The 17400-nt window shown below is 68.3% G+C and carries 10 protein-coding genes and 2 pseudogenes; 7 read left to right on the forward strand and 5 right to left on the reverse strand.

The genetic code is table 11. The annotated features are described in order from the left end of the window. The first annotated feature begins 3 nt into the window (after positions 1 to 3). From AC1DEY_RS08025 to AC1DEY_RS08035, 3 genes and pseudogenes are all read left to right on the forward strand, one after another. Positions 4 to 1476 (forward strand): DUF3375 family protein, encoded by a 1473-nt coding sequence (locus tag AC1DEY_RS08025; protein ID WP_476867495.1) that lies wholly within the window; start codon positions 4 to 6, stop codon positions 1474 to 1476. Between the two features lie 2 nt (positions 1477 to 1478). Then, a pseudogene (locus AC1DEY_RS08030) lies at positions 1479 to 2321 on the forward strand (DUF4194 domain-containing protein); the annotation flags it as partial. Between the two features lie 236 nt (positions 2322 to 2557). After that, the gene (locus AC1DEY_RS08035) at positions 2558 to 6088 is read left to right on the forward strand and encodes an ATP-binding protein (protein WP_476867496.1); all 3531 of its coding nucleotides are present in this window, start codon (positions 2558 to 2560) and stop codon (positions 6086 to 6088) included. Positions 6089 to 6130: 42 nt separating this feature from the next. Here the strand turns inward: AC1DEY_RS08035 and AC1DEY_RS08040 are convergent, their stop codons facing one another. From AC1DEY_RS08040 to AC1DEY_RS08055, 4 genes are read right to left on the reverse strand one after another with little or no spacing between them, the layout of a single operon-like run. Beyond that, complete coding sequence (locus tag AC1DEY_RS08040) at positions 6131 to 7003, reverse strand: 3-hydroxyacyl-CoA dehydrogenase family protein (protein WP_476867497.1); 873 nt, start codon at positions 7001 to 7003, stop codon at positions 6131 to 6133. Between the two features lie 14 nt (positions 7004 to 7017). After that, positions 7018 to 8505: an aldehyde dehydrogenase family protein gene (locus tag AC1DEY_RS08045; RefSeq protein WP_476867498.1), complete on the reverse strand. Its 1488-nt coding sequence runs from the start codon at positions 8503 to 8505 to the stop codon at positions 7018 to 7020. Between the two features lie 26 nt (positions 8506 to 8531). Next, a complete protein-coding gene (locus tag AC1DEY_RS08050; RefSeq protein ID WP_476867499.1) occupies positions 8532 to 9710 on the reverse strand; it encodes an acyl-CoA dehydrogenase family protein in 1179 nt (392 codons plus the stop codon). A gap of 30 nt (positions 9711 to 9740) precedes the next feature. Next, the gene (locus AC1DEY_RS08055) at positions 9741 to 11129 is read right to left on the reverse strand and encodes an aminotransferase class III-fold pyridoxal phosphate-dependent enzyme (protein ID WP_476867500.1); all 1389 of its coding nucleotides are present in this window, start codon (positions 11127 to 11129) and stop codon (positions 9741 to 9743) included. A gap of 113 nt (positions 11130 to 11242) precedes the next feature. On the opposite strand from AC1DEY_RS08055, the gene AC1DEY_RS08060 reads away from it, so the two are divergent. Beyond that, positions 11243 to 12775, forward strand: a complete 1533-nt coding sequence (locus AC1DEY_RS08060; protein WP_476867501.1) for a PucR family transcriptional regulator — start codon at positions 11243 to 11245, stop codon at positions 12773 to 12775. Here AC1DEY_RS08060 and AC1DEY_RS08065 read toward each other — a convergent pair. Next, complete coding sequence (locus AC1DEY_RS08065) at positions 12749 to 13987, reverse strand: CaiB/BaiF CoA transferase family protein (RefSeq protein ID WP_476867513.1); 1239 nt, start codon at positions 13985 to 13987, stop codon at positions 12749 to 12751. The genes AC1DEY_RS08060 and AC1DEY_RS08065 overlap by 27 nt on opposite strands. Before the next feature lie 322 nt (positions 13988 to 14309). Here AC1DEY_RS08065 and AC1DEY_RS08070 point away from each other — a divergent pair, with 322 nt between their 5' ends. The 3 genes and pseudogenes from AC1DEY_RS08070 to AC1DEY_RS08080 all read left to right on the forward strand — a co-directional run bounded on the left by AC1DEY_RS08070 (position 14310) and on the right by AC1DEY_RS08080 (position 17368). Continuing rightward, positions 14310 to 15083 (forward strand): FadR/GntR family transcriptional regulator, encoded by a 774-nt coding sequence (locus AC1DEY_RS08070; protein WP_476867502.1) that lies wholly within the window; start codon positions 14310 to 14312, stop codon positions 15081 to 15083. Next, positions 15076 to 15843: a cache domain-containing protein gene (locus AC1DEY_RS08075; protein WP_476867503.1), complete on the forward strand. Its 768-nt coding sequence runs from the start codon at positions 15076 to 15078 to the stop codon at positions 15841 to 15843. Before AC1DEY_RS08070 ends, AC1DEY_RS08075 begins: the two co-directional genes overlap by 8 nt. Positions 15844 to 15935: 92 nt before the next feature. Then, positions 15936 to 17368 (forward strand): annotated as a pseudogene (locus AC1DEY_RS08080) (aminobutyraldehyde dehydrogenase). The last annotated feature ends 32 nt before the right edge of the window (positions 17369 to 17400 follow it).

Raw genomic sequence — 17400 nt, forward strand, 5'->3', positions numbered from 1 at the left:
TGCGTGTCCCGCTCCGCCGTGTCATCAGCCGACGCCATCAGCGCCCGGCTCCGGGACCTCGAACTCCTCACCAAAGGTCCGGCCTGGGCGCTGACGCGCTCGGCGCCCTGGGTGATCGCCGTGCTCCAGGCCTCCTTCACCCGAACCCGTGCCCAGCTTCCGCTGGAAGAGTTCCACGCCGACGTCGACGCCTTCCTCGAACAGCTCCGCCGGCAGGACCCCGGCGCGGGGGAGCAGCAGAGCGGCTCGGCTAGCGGCGCGCTATCAGGAAAAAAATATGCGGACGAATGGACCCGCAAGAACTTCCTGACCCGCCGGAACCAGTCCGGCCAGATCGTCTACGAAGTCACCGAACCCGCTGCCCGTGTCCTGGCTTTCCTGGACAGCCTCTCGAGCGAACGCTCCACGCTGAACGGCTCCCGGCTTGGCACACTGCTCGGCGATGTGGAGAAACTCGCCAACGAGACCAACCCGGACCAGAGCGCCCGGATTGAATCCCTCGAGGAGGAGATCGACGAGCGCCGCCAACTGATGGAGGACATCAGCTCCGGGGACTTCGACGGACTGCTCGACGACGACGAGGCCGTGGAGGCCGCCGGCAACATCCTCGACCTCGCCGCGAGTCTGCCCGCGGACTACAAGAAAATGCGTGACCGGATCGAAGAGCTCGTGGGGGAGCTGCGCAACCAGATCATCGAGGAATCCCTCAGCAAGGGCGCCACCATGGCCCAGGTGCTGGAGGCCGACAAGCGGCTCCGGCAGAGCCCCGAAGGCCGCACGTTCCGGTCGTTCACCGCGTTCCTGGAGGATCCGCAGCAGCAGCTGAGGTTCCGCTCGGCGATCGGCGAGGTGCTGAGCCGGCAGTTCGCGGACGAGCTCAGCCATGACGAGCGCGAGACTCTCAAGAACCTGGTGGCCGAACTCCGCAGCCAGCACAGCCAGATCCAGAGGATCTACGGCAAGCTCAGCGAAAGCCTCAACACGTACGTCCAAAGCGATGACTTCCGTCAGTCGGTCCGGCTCCGGAAGGTTTTGCGGGAGGCCGAGCAGGCGATCCGCTCCCTGCCCTACGAGCGCGAACGGCCCGGACTGGTCCGCGGCCCGGTGCTGTTCAGCGCCGGCTTCGAATCCCTTGCCATGGTCAAGCTCTTCGACCCCGACGAGTTCGCGGCGCCGCCCAAGCTCGCGGACCCCATCGCGTTCTCCGACTCGGACCGCGCGCGTTCACCCCGGACCGCCAAGGCCAAGCCGGAAGCCATCCGCGCTGCGCTGGCCGGGGCCTCCACCCTCACCGAGGCGTGGGAGCAGCTTCCCGCCGGGGAACGCCACATCAACTCCATCCGGGCCCTGCTTTCGCAGACCCTCCACGAGGGCGCCGGCTTCGACCGCGGAACCTGGGGCCCCATCGAATTCGAACAAATCGACGGCACCACCCGCACCGCTTACCTGCCCGTCGTCACGCTCGCGAAGGATTGACCATGACTGAAGAGACCGCGACAGAGACCGAGACCGAGACCGTGACCGAGACTGCCGCCGAGAATGCTGCGCCGGCCGAGAACGAGGGCGACCACGTCCGGAGCGACCCCTTCACCGTCACTCCCCGGGACACGTTCGTCGACGGCGCCGCCCTCTTCCCGGGCGATACCGGCGTGCTTCCGATGAAGGTCCGGCAGGCGCTCGTGAAGCTTCTTAAAGGCCCGTACATCGACGGCGGCCGCGACGAAAAACTGTGGACCACGCTCCTGGACAACCAGCTGATCCTGCGCAGCCGCCTCTCCGAACTGTTCCTCACCCTGCAGCTGGACCACGAACGCAAGGTGGCAGTCCTGCGCCCCGTGGACCCCGAGGCGATCGGCGGCAGCACCCGGTCCAGCATCCTGCGGCAGCAGCGAGCCCTGAGCAGGGTCGAGACCATTGTCCTGCTCCGACTGCGCCTCCTCCTGGACCGCCACGTCACCGCCCAGACCGACCCCACCATCACGCGCGAGGAAATCGCCGAACTCGTCGCCCACTACCAGCCCACCGGCCAGCAGGACGCCCTGCGCGACGCCGACGTCGTCAATCGCGCCATTACCAAGCTCCTGGCCCGCCAGCTCCTCCTCACCACAGGCCTGGACGAGGTCTACACGATCTCCAACGCCCTCCCGCTGGCGCTCCCGTTCGAAAATATCGGCGACATCCCGGCCCAAATCGAAGCCCTCGTCGCAGCCAGCACAGACCAGTCAGGAACAGAACCGCTGCTGGAGCTCGACGCCGACACCGTAGCCACTGGCGAAGCCGAAGACGACGCAGACAGTGAGCCGACCAGCGACGACGACGCCGATGTCGCCACCGGTGACGATGACGACCAAGACGACGACGGCGATGCCGCCCCGGGAGTGGCATCGGGCCTGTCGGAGCCGGCAGCATCGTCCGCAGGACGATTGCTGTCCGGCGAAGGGGCGGGGGCGGCATCGCCGTCGGCGTCACCCGACCACACCAGGGCGGGGGCGGCATCGCCGTCGGCGTCCCCCGCAACCACAACTGACGCAACCACGGACACGAACGGAGAAGCCAAGTGAGCATCGCAACCATGCTGCCGATGGGCGAGCTCACCAACCCGGGCCAGATGCGCCTCGCCCTCGTCCATGTGGTCAACTGGGGCACGTTCCATGGCGCCCACTCGATGCACGTGGACCGCAACGGCACACTGCTGACCGGCAATTCGGGCGTCGGCAAGTCCACGCTGTTCGATGCCATGCTTCGGGTCTTCGACGCCCGCCCGCGCTCCAACGAAGCGGCTGCCCAGCGGGCCGGAGGCGCTGTCGAGGACAAGCGCACCACGTTCACGTACATGCGCGGCAAAGTGGGCGACAAGGCAGTTGGCGAGGGCTCGGCGAGTGCGTTCCAGCGGCCCGGAGCCACCTGGTCCGCTGTCGCCCTGACGTTCGATAACGCCGCCGGTACTAAGGTCACGGTCTCGGCGCTGTTCGATCTGCCCAAGAACGGCACGGAATCCAGCGTCGGCCGGTACTACGTGATCGACAACAAGCCGCTGGATCTCGCGGCGATCGAGGGCATCGCGGACAAGCGGTTCACCAAGTCCGCGCTCGACGCGGTCTTCCCGGACGCCCAGATCTTCGACGTCCACAAGGCGTTCGCCGAACGCTTCCGCCGCCTCCTGGGGATCAACTCGGACCAGGCCCTGCCGCTGCTGCGCGTCATCCAGGCCGGCAAGGGACTCGGCGGCAGCGTCAACACGTTCTTCCGCGACCAGGTCCTTGACGCCCCGGCCACGCTGGCCGCAGCGGACGACGTCGTCGAGGAATTCAGCAACCTCATGTCCATCCGGCAGCGCCTCGAGGACGTCCGGCAGCAGCGCGACCAGCTGGCTCCCGTTCCCGGGCTGAACAAGGAGTACGCGCAGGCGCTGCTGGACGCGAACCGGCTGCGGGACCTTTCGGGAGAGGAATTCGAGGCCTACAAGCAGCAGCTTGCCGTTTCTGTCCATGAGAAGACCCTGGCCCGGCTCAAGGAGCTCGCCCAGGCGAAGGCCAGCGACCTCGCCGCCGAACGCGCTGTCCGCGACGGCTTCGCCAAGGAGCTCCGTCAGCTTGAGGGGGAGTACAACAACCAGGGCGGCAACGCGATTTCCGCGATCGAGCAGTCCCTGGAGAACGCCCGGGTGGGCCTCAAGCTCCGGCAGGACGTGGAGGAATCGACCCGCAAGGCCCTGACCGACGCAGGGCTGGACCTGCAGTGGTCGGCCGCAGGCTGGGAACAGGCGCACGCCCACGCCGCGGCCCGCTCTGCCGAGCTCCAGAACGACTCCGAGGCGCTCAAGGAACTGCGGTTCGAGGCCTTCGACGGCCACGCGACCAGGAAGCGCGAGCTCGCCGCAGCCCAGCAGGAGCTCGTCTCGCTGAATACGCGCAAGTCGCTGCTGCCGCCGTCGAGCATTGAAAACCGCGGAGCCATCGCGGCGGCCACCGGGGTGCCGGAAGAACACATGCCCTTCGGCGGCGAACTGATCGACCTCGCCGAGGGCCAGGAGCAGTGGCGGCCGGCCGCCGAGCGCGCGCTGCGGAGCCTGGCCACCACGCTGCTGGTGCCTGGCGAGCACTTCGCCGCGGTCACCCGGTACCTCAATGACCACTCCGTGCGCGGGGCCCTGCGCGCAGTAGACGTCTCACGCCCCCTGCCCGGCGGCGCGCTGGCAGTCGAGGACGTGGCCGACGGCGACCTGCTGACCAAGCTCAGTTTCCTCACCGACGCCGGCCTGGCCGACGGCGCTCACGCCCGGGCGGTGGCGGAGGCCAGCGCCTGGCTCCGCGAACGCATTGCCGTCGACTTCGCCTATCCCTGCGTGGAGGACGCGGACGAGCTCGCCGGCCTGGATAAGGGCCTGAGCCTGGGCGGCGTGGTCAAGCGAAACCCCCACACGGTGGAAAAGGACGACCGTTTCACCTCCCGGCAGGACTACGTCCTCGGCTTCGACAACGCCGCCAAGCTGGAGCTCGTGGCGGCCCAGGTCGAGGACCTGCAACAGGAACTGGCCAAAGCCGCCGAACTGGCGCGAAGCCGCGAAGAGTCGCACCAGGGCATGACCCGGCAGCTCGAGGCCCTGCGCCGTGTGGCCGACGACCACCGGCCCTGGGAGCAGGTCTCGGCCGCCGTGGCCGCAGAGGAACTCGCCAGGATCGAGCAGCGGCTCAAGGACGCCCTCGCCGCGCAGGCCGACCTCGAACCGCTGCGCGCCAGCATCGAGGGCGCGCGGCATAAGCACCAGTCCAGCACCGAAACGGCGGCCGTGCTGCAGAGCGAGTACAAGGCCCTCGACGCGCGCATGACCGCCGCCGATCAGCTGCTCGATGCCGCCCGCAACAGGTTCGCGCAGGCGCCGCCGTCGGACGCCAGCATCGCCGCGCTGGAACCGTACTTCACCGGCTTCGGCGACATCCTGGAGATGCACGAGCTCGACAACCTCGCCAACCAGGTCCGCACCCGGCTCCTCGCCGAACTGCACGGTGCCGAGTCCCGCGGGCAGGCCACTTCGGAGCGCCTCACCCGTATTTTCGAGGGCTTCGTCCGCGAGTGGGGCACGGCGATTTCCGCGGACCACGGCACCTCGATCGGCGCCGCAGGGGAGTTCGAATCCCGCTACCACGCGATTGTCAGCGATGGGCTGCCGGCGCAGGAGGCCGAGTTCCGGCAGTTCTTCAACCAGCGGACCCACGAGTCCTTTTCCACCCTGCTGCACCTGCTGGACGAGGAACGCCGCGCCATCACGAGCCGCATCCTGCCGCTGAACGGCATCCTGTCCGAGGTCAATTTCCACGAGGGCAGCTTCCTGGAACTGGACATCAAACAGACGCTGCCCGCGACGGCCAAGCAGTTCAAGGACGCCATCCAGAACGCGCTCAAGGTCCGGCACACCCGGCCCGGGAAGACGGTCACAGCAGCGTCCGCCGCGGCGGCGCCGGGTGCCCAGTCGGACGACGACGCCGAGCTCACCACCCGCTACAAGTCGCTCGAAACGCTCGTGAAGCGGCTCGGCTCACAGACCCCCGAGGACCGGCGCTGGCGTGCCGAGGTGCTGGATGTCCGCGGCCACCTGTTCATCCAGTGCAAGGAGCACCGCGAAGTGCAGGGTATTGGCGCCAAGGGTACCGGCGCCAAAGGGGCCGCGAAGGGCGCCAGGAAGACCGAGGTCTTCATGCACGCGGACACCGGCTCCATGTCCGGCGGTGAGCGGCAGCGTTTCACCGCGTTCATCATGGCGGCGGCGCTGAGCTACCAGCTGGGCATCGCCGAACAGGGCTTCACCACCTACGGCACCGTCATGATGGACGAGGCCTTCGTGCTCGCCTCGGAGGAATTCGCCGGCGCCGGCATCAAGGCGCTGCACGAGTTCGGCTTCCAGCTCCTGCTGGCCGCGCCGGAGAACGTGATCGACCTTTCCCGGCACCTGGGGTCCGTGACCGAGATCCTCCGGGACAAGCGGACCAACCGCTCCGGCGTCCTGACCGCACCGGTGATTGCCCCGCGTGCGGGGACCGAGGGCACCTGGCGGTCCGAGGCGAACCCCGTGGACATCGTCCTGCGCTGACCCCGCGTTGCTTGGGTCGGCGCTGAGGACGGCGGAGCCGGTTCAACAGGAGTAGTTGTACCACCCGGCGCCCGACTTGCGGCCCAGCTTTCCGGCCCTGACGAGGGTTGCAACGGACTCGTCCGGGGCGTCGGCCGGATCGCCAGTCGCCGCATAGGTGGCCTGGGCGATGTAGTCCACAACATCCAGTCCCACCAGGTCCATCAGCTCGAATGGTCCCATCGGGTGCCGCAGTGCGGTCTTTGCCGTGGCGTCGATGTCTTCCATGCTGGCCACGCCGCCGGCCAGCAGCGCGAGTGCCTCCTTTTGCACGGCGCCCATCAGCCGGTTGGCAACGAAGCCCGGAACCTCCCGGTTGATCAGCACCGGTGTCTTGCCAAGGCGCCGGGCCAGTTCCACGGTAGTGTCCACGGTTTGCTGGGACGTTCCGGCGTGCCTGACCACTTCCACGCATTCCATGACCAGCACGGGGTTGAAGAAGTGCATGTTGCACACCTGCCCGGGCCGGCCGCTGGCCCCGGCCACGGCGGAGGAGCCGATCGTGGAGGAATTGGTGGCCAGGATGGCATGCGGCGGGGCGAGCTGGCCCAGCCGGGCAAAGATGGCCTTCTTGGTTTCCAGCCGTTCGGTAGCGGCCTCAATGACAAAGTCTGCAGAGGGCGCCACCGCGTCCAGGTCAGTGCTGAATTCCAGCCGGTCATGGGCGCGCTCGGCCCGTTCCGCGGCCAGTTTTCCGGATTTCACCATTTTGTGGGTGCGTTCGCGCAGTTGGGCCGCGGCGGCGTCCAGTTGGCCCGGTGACACGTCCTGCACGGTGGTGGTGTATCCGGCCAGGGCGGCTGTCAGGGCAATCTGGGACCCCATGGCGCCGGCGCCGACAACGAGGACACGCGTGATGGAGGTAGTGGGTTGCACGGTTTCTCCGGGTCCTAGGCGCTGGCTCCGCGGTGGCTGGCGACCTGGCCGCCGCGGAGGTAGACGGTGGTGGTGTGCGTGTAGAACTCCTTGGCGCTCTGGCCCTGTTCCTTGGGTCCGTAGCCGCTCTTCTTGGCCCCGCCGAAGGGCACATGCGGGTCGGCGCCGGCGGATTCGGAGTTCACGTGCAGGATGCCAACGTCCAGCTCTTCCATTCCCTCCAGTGCCAGGGTGACGTCCTGCGTGAACAGTGCTGCGGAGAGCCCGAAGTCGCTGTCATTCGCCAGGTCAAAGGCTTCCTGGGTTGAGGCTGCCCGGCGGACGCTGAGCACGGGGCCAAAGAGCTCATCGCGCCAGACATCAGCGTGGCTTGCCCCCGTGAGCTCCAGGATCGTGGGGGCAATGAAGTGGCCGTCGGCCCGCGCCGCGTCCTCATAGGGGAGGCCTCCCGTCAGCAGCCCGGCGCCCTGGTCCAACGCGGTGGCGATGCCGCGCTGGATGGACGTGCGGGCGTCGGCGCTGACGACGGGTCCCATCTGGGTGGACGGATCTGCGGGGTCGCCCACCAGCAGGGCCCGGGCCCTGGCGGCCAGCCCGGCGAGGAATTCATCGGCGACGGCGTCCGCTACGATCAGCCGCGACGTCGCCGTGCACTTCTGCCCTGCGGAGCGGAATGCGCCCAGCATGACCTGTTCGGCGGCTAGTTCAAGGTCGGCGTCGGCCAGGACGATGGCGGCGTTCTTTCCACCCATCTCCGCCTGGATCGGAACACCCCGGGCTGCCGCCGCGGCGGCCAGGGTGCGGCCCACGCCGGTGGAGCCGGTGAAGGACAGCCCGTCCAGCGCGGGATGCTCCACCAACGCGGTCCCGATGGCGCCGGGGCCAATGACCAGGTTCAGGACGCCGGCGGGCAGCCCTGCCTGTTCCAGCGCCTGGGTCAGCCGCATGGCCAGCAGGGGTACCGTGCTGGCCGGCTTCCAGACCACCGTGTTGCCGTACGTCAGTGCGGGGGCGATCTTCCAGGCCGGGATGGCGATGGGGAAGTTGAAGGGCGTCACGACGCCCACTACTCCCAGGGGCTTGCGCGTGACGAATATCTTTTCGCCCCGCCGCGGGGAGGAGTAGACCGCGCCGGCCTCGCGGTCGCCGTCGTTGCCGTAGTAGCGGAAGATCTGCGCGGCGCGCAGGACCTCGCCCTGGCCCTCGGCCAGGGTCTTTCCCTCCTCGCGGGCCAGTTCCAGGCCCCAGGCCTGCGAGTTAGCTTCGAGGATCGCCGCCGTGCGCAGCAGCACCGCGCCGCGTTCGTGGGCAGGGGTGCGGGCCCAGCCATGCTTCGCCGCTACGGCGCTTGCCATGGCGCGGTCGACGTCGGCCGGTCCGGCCTGCAGGCCCTGCGCCACCGTTTCGGCCGGGCGGGCGGGGTTGACGGAGGTGATGATGCCGCCGTCGCCCTGAAACCAGGTGCCCGAGATGTAATGCTGCAGTTCGACTGCTGTGGTCATTGCTGTATTCCTTTGCTCGCCGCGCCTCAGCGGAAGGCCGGGATGCCCGTGATGTGGTTGCCGAGGATCAGTGTGTGGACCTCGTCGGTGCCCTCATAGGTGCGCACCGATTCCAGGTTGTTCGCGTGCCGCAGCGGCGAGTAGTCGAGGGTGATGCCGTTGCCGCCCAGCATGGCGCGGGCGTCGCGGCAGATCTGGATGGCCTCGCGGCAGTTGTTGAGCTTCCCCACGGAAATGTGGTGTGGCTTGAGCTGGCCCGCTTCCTTGAGCCGGCCGATCTGCAGAGCCAGGAGCATGCCCTTGTTGATCTCCAGGGCCATGTTGACCAGCTTCTCCTGGGTCAGCTGGTATCCCGCCAGCGGCTTGTCGAACTGCAGGCGCTCCTGCGAGTAGCTGACCGCCGTCTCGTAGCTGTCACGCGCGGCCCCCATGGCCCCCCAGATAATGCCGTACCGGGCTTCATTGAGGCACTCGAACGGGCCGCGGAGTCCCTTGGCATTGGGCAGCAGCGCGGTGGATGGAAGGCGGACCTCGCTCAGTTCAATGTCGCACTGGATGGAGGCCCGCATGGAGAGTTTGGGCTCAATCGGGGTGGCTTTGAACCCGGCGGTGTCGGTGGGCACGATGAAGCCCCGTACGCCGTCGTCGGTCATGGCCCAGATAATCGCGATCTGGGCGATCGAGGCCAGACCGATCCAGCGCTTGGAGCCGTTGATGACCCAGCCGTCTCCGTCGCGGCGGGCGAAGGTTTTCATGCTGCCCGGGTCGGAGCCGGCGGTGGGCTCGGTCAGGCCGAAGCAGCCAACGACGTCGCCGGCGGCCATCTGCGGCAGCCACTGGTTCTTTTGCTCTTCGGAGCCGTGCTTGTAGATGGCGCTCATCGCGAGCGAGCCCTGCACGCTGACGAAGGTGCGCAGGCCCGAGTCGCCTGCCTCCAGTTCCATGGCGGCGATGCCGTATTCGACGGCGGAACGGCCGGGACAGCCGTAACCCTTCAAGTGCATGCCAAGCAGGCCCAGCCCGGCCATCTCCTTGATGATTTTCACCGGGAAGATGGCCTGCTCGTACCAGGCGGCGATATTGGGCCGGATGGTGCTGTCCACGAAGGACCGCACCTTGTCCCGCATGGCCAGTTCTTCGGGGCTGAAGAGGGAATCGATGTTCAGCAGGTCAGACGGGTTCAGCAGGTCAGAGGATTCGTTCATGGTGGTCTCCAAGAGTTATCAGGGTGGGACTTAGGCGGCGGACAGTGCCGCGGCGCTGGCGGTGTTTGTCTGGGCGTCATTTGCAGTCAGGATGGCACTGCGCAGCACGTCCAGGCCGTCGCGGATCAGCTCCGGGCCAATGACCAGGGGCGGCAGCAGCCGGATCACGTTGCCGTATGTGCCGCAGACAAGGACCAGGACTCCCTGCCGGTGGCAGGCGGCCGCCACCTGGGCGGCAAGATCGGCGCGCGGCTCCAGGGTGTCCTTGTCCGCGAATTCGACGGCCAGCATGGCGCCGCGGCCGCGGAATTCAGCAATGATGGCCGTGCTGTCCACGAGGGGCTGCAGCACCTCGCGGGCGGTTGCCTCGATGGCCCGGGCGTTGGCCAGGAGCGTGCCGTCCTCGAAGGCCTCGAAGACTCCCAGCGCAGCGGCGCAGGCCACCGGGTTTCCGGCGTAGGTCCCGCCCAGGCCTCCGGCGTGCGGAGCGTTCATGAGCTCGGTCCGCCCGGTGACGGCGCTCAGGGGCAGGCCGCCAGCCAGGGCCTTGGCGGTCAGGGTGAGGTCGCCGGCGACGCCGTCGTGCTCGCTCGCAAACAGCTTGCCGGTGCGGCCCATGCCGGTCTGGATCTCGTCCATCACCAGCACAATGCCGTATTTGGTGGCCAGCTCCCGCAGCCCGGCCAGGAAGCCGGGCGCTGGAACCAGGAACCCGCCCTCACCCTGGATGGGCTCAATGACCATGGCCGCGAACGTCCGGGGATCGTTCTCGAGCAGCAGCGACTCAACGCCAGCCAGCGCGGTGGCGGCCGCACCGTCCCCGCCGGTTTGGGCCCACAGCCGGGTGGCCGTGGGAGCACGGAAGACCTCGCCCGGGAACGGGCCGAAATTCTTCTTGTACGGATTCACCTTGGCGGTCATGGCCATCGTGAGGAGCGAGCGGCCGTGGTAGGCGTCGTCGAAGACCAAAACCCGCTCCCGGCCTGTGGCGGCGCGGGCAATCTTGACGGCGTTTTCCACGGCCTCGGCACCGGTGGAGAAGAGCGCCGTGCGCTTCAGGAAGTCTCCCGGGACGTGGGCGTTCAGCCATGCGGCCACCTGCGTGAAGGAATCGTATTCGGTCACCATGAAGCAGGTGTGGGTGAACCTGGCCATCTGAGCGGCCACCTGCGCCTGGACGTGGGCGTTCACGGCGCCCACGCTGGTCACGGCGATGCCGGACGCGAAGTCGATGATGCGGTTGCCGTCCACGTCTTCCAGGATTCCGCCGGAGGCCCGGTTGATGAAGACGGGCAGGGTCACGCCGAAGCCTGAGCTGACATGCGCTTCGCGCTCTCGCTGCAGCGCTATGGAAGCGGGGCCGGGAATGGCAGTGGCAACGTGGCGGGACTGGGGGAGGCTGTCTGTGGATCGCGTCATGTAGATAAGGTAATGGGCCAGCTCCCGGCTGACATTGGATGGTTTGTCCTCGTTCGAGCCTTATTTGGTTAGAATATCCAAAGGATTCATGTCTACCCGGAAAGGGCGGCCGCGTGATCAGTCTGGCCCAGCTGCACAGCCAACTCGGCAGCGATCTCAGCACGGTGGCCGGGGGTCCCGTGGCCCGCCGGCAGATCTCGGGCGTGCACATCTCCGAGCTCGACGATCCCACTCCCTATTTGGAGGGCGGTGAGCTCCTTCTCACCACGGGCATCCCCGTTTCGCGCGGAGACGCCAAGGTGGCGGCCTATGTCCGGCGTCTGGTGGAGCGCAACATCGCAGCCTTGGGACTTGGCCTGGGCGCCGGTGTGGATGAGGTGCCGCCCGCGCTGATTGCCGCCTGTGCCTCGGAGGGGCTGGAGCTGCTGGTGGTGCCCGACGGCACGCCGTTCATGAACGTGTCCCGCGCCTACTGGGACCTCGTGGGCAGGGAGGGCCAGGCTGACCTGAGCGCCAGTCTCGGCACGCAGACAGCGCTGGCCCGTGCGGCGACGCAGCCGGATGCGCTCCCATCCGTGGTCAAGGCGCTGGCCCAGGCACTGGGCGGCTGGGTCGCCTACCTCCCGGCAGACAACGGGGCGGAAACGCTCTGGCCGGAGGACAACCACACGATTGTGGGGCAGCTGCGCCTTGAGGCGTCGCGGCTGGACATGGCGGTGACGCATTCGGCCTCCACCTTCCAGATTCACGGCACCGACGTCGTGGAGTATCCGGTCCTGGTGGGGCGGCGGACGGCCGGCTTCCTGGCCATCGGTGCCGGGCGAAAACTGACTCGGGCCGACCGGCAGATCATCATGACCGTGTGCGTCCTGCTCTCGCTCAAGGCCGCCCAGCAGCAGGAGAGCGCCGCCACCGCCGCCGCGCTAGGCTCGGCCGTGACCAAGCTCTTCCTGACCGGACATGTTGACGCCGGCCGGGCCCTGGCCCCGGACCTGGGCATCATCGCGCCCACCGGGCCGGTGCGGGTCCTTGTGGTGCGCGGCGAAACAGATGCCGGGGCAGATTCGGCGGCGGCCTTCGGGGAGCTGGAGTCTCGGCTGCGCGCCGGAACGGGCTGGGCCGGTTGGCCGCAGGCCGCCGGTGCCCTGCGATCCTGCCGCCTGCGCCATGAGGCTGGCGGCCTGAGCTATTACCTGCTGGACGCGGAGCACGACGCCCGCACTTCCGGCACCGCCGCAGGCGCCGCCCCGGCGCACCCGAACGACGTCGCCGCCGGCACCAGCACGGTCACTGCGGCGCTGAGCCGGCCGATGCCGCTGGAACGTGTCCACGATGAGGCGGGTCAACTGGCTGCCATGGTGCGTGCACTGGAGACCGGGCAGGTTCTCGAGGTCCCCGCCGGGGCACTGGACCCGCGTGCCCAAGGTTGGGTGGCGGCACTGCGCAGCTACCAGCGCGCGGACCTGATCGGCACCGTGCGCGCCTACTTGAGGCACCGAGGCCAGTGGGAGGGCGCTGCCCGTGAATTGGGGATCCACCGAAACTCGCTGCGCCACCGGATGGGAATCGCCGCCGAACTGCTGCAGGCGGATCCGGATGATCCCGATGTGGCCGCTAACCTATGGCTGGCCCTGCGCTGGGTGTAGCGCCGCACCGGTCAACGCCGGCACTCCCGCCGCCGCCCAGCCACGCGCGGAGTCCGCACTCCCGGCGGCGGCCAGCCACGCGCGGATGCCGTCGCCATGTTCGCCCAGCGACGGCGGGGCCGCCACGGGTGCCGGGAACGCCGGTGTCCAGGTAATTGGATGGCGGATCTGCCGCCCGACGGGCTGGCCCGCGGCGTTGCGGACCTCGATGGTCGGTTCAAGTCCCAGCGACTCGGCATAGTCAAGACCCTCATCGATGCCGGCCACATGGCCGGCCGGGACGCCGGCGTCGATGAGCTTGTCCTGCCAGATGAGGGCAGAGGACGTGGACAGCGCATCCTCCAGCAGCGGCACCAACTCCGTGCGGTGTTCCACTCGCGCGTTGTTGGTGGCAAAGCGCGGGTCACGGGCCAGCCCGGCAATGCCCAGAACCTGGGTCAGCTTGGCGAACTGTCCGTCGTTGCCGCAGGCCACTGCCAGCGGCGCATCCGCACACTCGAGCAACTGGTACGGCACGATCGAGGGATGGGCACTGCCCATGCGGTGCGGCACCTTACCCGCGCCCAGGAAGGCCTGGCCCTGGTTGGCCAGCGCACCCTGCAGGCTGGAGAGCAAGTTGAGCTCCAGATGGGCCCCGCGGCCCGAGACGTTCCGGGCCGCCAGGGCGGCAAGGACGCCAATGGCGGTGTCCTTGGCTGTCAGGACGTCGACCAGGGCGACGCCTGCCTTGGTGGGACTGCCGTCTTCCTCGCCAGTAATGCTCATCAGCCCGCCCAGGGCCTGGACGATGAAGTCATAACCCATCAGGTTGGCTCCGCCGGCACTGCCAAACCCGGTGATCGAGGCATAGATCAGGCCGGGGTTGGCGGCGGAGAGTTCCGCGTAGCCCAGGCCCAGTTTCGCCATGCCGCCGGGCTTGAAGTTTTCCACCAGGACATCGGCACGCAGGGCCAGCTCCCTGGCCAGCTGCAAATCGCCGGGGTCGGTGAGGTCCAGGCAGACCGATTCCTTGTTCCGGTTCGCGCTCTCAAAGTAGGTGGCCCCGGTAGCCGAGAACGGCGGTCCCCAGGTGCGGGTGTCATCGCCGGTGCCGGGGCGTTCCACCTTGACCACGCGGGCGCCCAGATCGGCCAGGGTCATGGTGGCCAGCGGGCCGGCCAGGACGCGGGAGAAATCGGCCACGAACAGTCCGGACAACGGTCCGGCGGGCATGTCCCGGGGTTCTTGGGCGGCGTCCCGGTCGGCGGAACCGGGTTGCGGGCCGGGCGTCGAAGTCATGGGGAGTCCCTTCGTGCATTCCCGCGGCACATCGCCGTGCCCCGGGATACCTGATCAAGGATTCGAAGCCTAACAAGGCGCAGTCGACCGATCATTGGATGAATCATCCAAGCTTTGGCCGCTCCGCACAATCGCATTCCGGCGCGAGGGTGCGGCCGCGGCGGACCCCGCGGTAGCGGGGCCGATAGAGTGGCGCTATGGAAGCAGATCCTTCGGTTCGGTCCCGCCGGGAACGCAGCTGGCCAAGGGCGCTGCGGTGAGCCAGGAACCGGCCGCCGCCGCGCCGTCGCGCGGTGCCCGGGCCGCGGTCTTCGCCCAACTGACCGGCGTCGGCAGATCTGAGCAGGTGGCCCAGCGGCTGACCGACGCCATTCTGTTGGGCGTGCTGGCTCCGGGCGATCGGCTACCCAGCGAGGCGGAGCTGGCCAAGCGGTTTGGTGTGGCCCTGGTGACGGCGCGCGATGGCCTGGGGGCTGTTCGCGAGGCCGGGCTGGTGGAAACCCGGCGCGGCCGCGAGGGCGGGAGCTTTGTGCTGGCCGCCGAGCAAACGCCGGAGCGGCTCCTGCGGGCCCGGCTGCGCGGACTCTCGCAGGTGGAGATTGCCGATCTCGCCGCCTATTTTGGCGTGCTGGCGGCCGGCTGCGCAGAACGGGCGGCCGAGCTGGCGTCCATCGATGAAGCCCAGCGGCTGACCGACTGGCTACAGGGGGCCGACTTTGGTTCCGCCAGCGATTCCGGCCGGAACGCCGGCGGTTTCTACCTCGAAATAGCCGTGATCAGCCAGTCACCGCGGCTTGTGCGCGAGCAGATCCGCCTCCAGGCGGAGTTCGGCCCCATGCTGTGGTTGTGCCTGACGGACCCCGCCATGCGGGCGCGGGTCTATGCGCAAAACGAGCGCACCGCCGTCGCGATCGCCGCCCGCGACGCCGCCGCGGCCCGCGCCTCGGTCCGGGCGCAGATCAGCGAGCTTTCCGTGTGGCTGCTGGCCGCCAAGGAACGGTTTGAGCAAGGAGCAACGGCTGATGGCTGACAATGACACGGCGGATACCCTCCAAGCCCGGGCGCGGGACTGCGCCGCGGCCACCGGAGCGTTGTTCAACGGCGTCTTCGACACCCTGCAGCGGTGGCGGGGGCAGGTCGAGGCCTCAACCGCCTGGGGCGCGGGAGATATTGACCCTGCCGTCTATGCGATGGTCGAACCGGAGCTGACGGCCGCCAACCCGCTGCTGATCGGCGCCGGGTTCATCGCGGCGCCGGGCGTGGTGCGGGGCAAGGGTCTCCATTTTGCCTGGTGGCTGGGTCCGCTGGAGGATAACCCGATCCTGGGCACCACCACGGAACCGAGCCGGCTGGATCTGGCGTCGCGCGATTACGCCGACTATCTTCGGGACCTCAGTGCGCTGGAGTGGTACCGGGTGCCGGAAACCACGGGGGTGCGCCACATCACCGGCCCTTATGTCGACCACTTGTGCACGTGCGACTACATCCTCACCCTCACCGCGCCCGTCAGCGTCGGCGGGTCCATGGCAGGAGTGGTGGGCGCAGATCTTCTGGTGCGCCGGCTGGAGCGGGACGCCTTGCCGCTGATGCGCGCCGTGGGGGCACCGACGGTGCTGGCGAACGCTGCGGGCAGGGTGGTTGTCTCCACCGATCCGTCGCTCCCCGTAGGGACCCTGGCCGCCCCGAATGCCGGCCCGGGCCCGGGCGGCGCCATTGCCTGCCCCGGCACCAACCTGAAGATCATGGTGGGAACAGCCCCGTTAATTAAACATCCCATTTCAGATGAATAAGGTGTAGTCTCACCATGTGGCCGTGAACCAGGTCACATTGTGGCGTGGTCCGCTGCGCGGCCCGGCCCACCCAATTCACTGAAGGGAACCCCATGAGCGTGCGGAATTTGCGGAACTTCGTCAACGGCCAGTTTGTTGACTCGGCCTCCACAAGCCGGTTGGAGATCCACAATCCGGCCACCGAAGAGGTCATCGCCACAACGCCCGTATCCACCGCCGCCGACGTCGCTGCCGCCTACGCGGCAGCCGCGGCGGCGTTTGAGACCTGGAGCGAAACCACTCCGGCGGAGCGCCAGCGGGCGCTGCTGCACATTGCCGACGCCGTCGAGACCCGGGCTGATGAGCTGGCCGACCTCGAATGCGCCGATACCGGCAAGCCCCGTGCGGGGATTGTCCCGGATGAGATCGACGTCCTCGTGGACCAGATCCGTTTCTTTGCCGGCGCCGCCCGGACGCTGGAAGGCCGGGCCACCGCCGAGTACCTGGCGGACCACAGTTCCTCGATCCGGCGCGAGCCGATCGGCGTCATCGGCCAGGTGGCCCCGTGGAATTACCCGCTGATGATGGCGGCGTGGAAGGTCATTCCCGCGCTTGCGGCCGGCAATACCGTCGTTCTCAAGCCCTCTGATTCCACGCCGAGCTCCACCCTGCTGTTTGCCGAGCTGGCCAGCGCCTTCCTCCCTGCCGGCGCGTTCAATGTGGTCCTGGGCGACCGCGAGACCGGCAAGGCCCTGGTGGCGGACGAGGCCCCGAGATGGTGTCCATCACCGGCAGCGTGCGGGCCGGAATGGAGGTGGCCGGAGCGGCGGCCGCCGACGTCAAGCGCGTGCACCTTGAACTGGGCGGCAAGGCCCCGGTCATAGTGTTCGACGACGTCGACATCGCCACCGCGGTGGCGGGCATCGTCCCGGCGTCCTTCTACAACGCGGGCCAGGACTGCACCGCGGCCACGCGGCTGCTGGTGCATGAAGACATCCACGATGAGTTTGTGGCTGCTTTTGCCGAAGAAGTGCGGCAGAACGCCAGGACCGGCGGTCCCGCCGAGGACGGGATCCTGTACGGCGCGCTCAGCAGCGCCGACCACCTCCAGCGCGTCGCCGGATACCTGGAACGGCTGCCGGAGCACGCCACTGTTGAAGTCGGCGGCAAGCGCCACGGCGGCGTGGGCTACTTCCACGAAGCCACGGTGGTGTCCGGGCTGAACCAGGACGACGAGCTTGTCCAGAGCGAAGTGTTCGGCCCGATCGTCACTGTGCAGAAGTTCTCCAGCGACGCCGAGGCCCTGGCCCTGGCCAACGACGTGGACTACGGGCTGGCGTCCTCGGTGTGGACCAAGGACCACACCCGGGCCATGCAGTTCGCCAAGCGCCTCGACTTCGGCTGCGTCTGGATCAACACCCACATCCCGCTCGTGGCCGAGATGCCGCACGGCGGATTCAAGCACTCCGGGTACGGCAAGGACCTGTCCATGTACGGGCTGGAGGACTACACCCGGATCAAGCACGTCATGAGCTACATCGGCTAAGCAGCGCAGCCGCCGGCACGTCCGCCGCCGGC

This window comes from Arthrobacter sp. 05T47, from assembly GCF_056395825.1.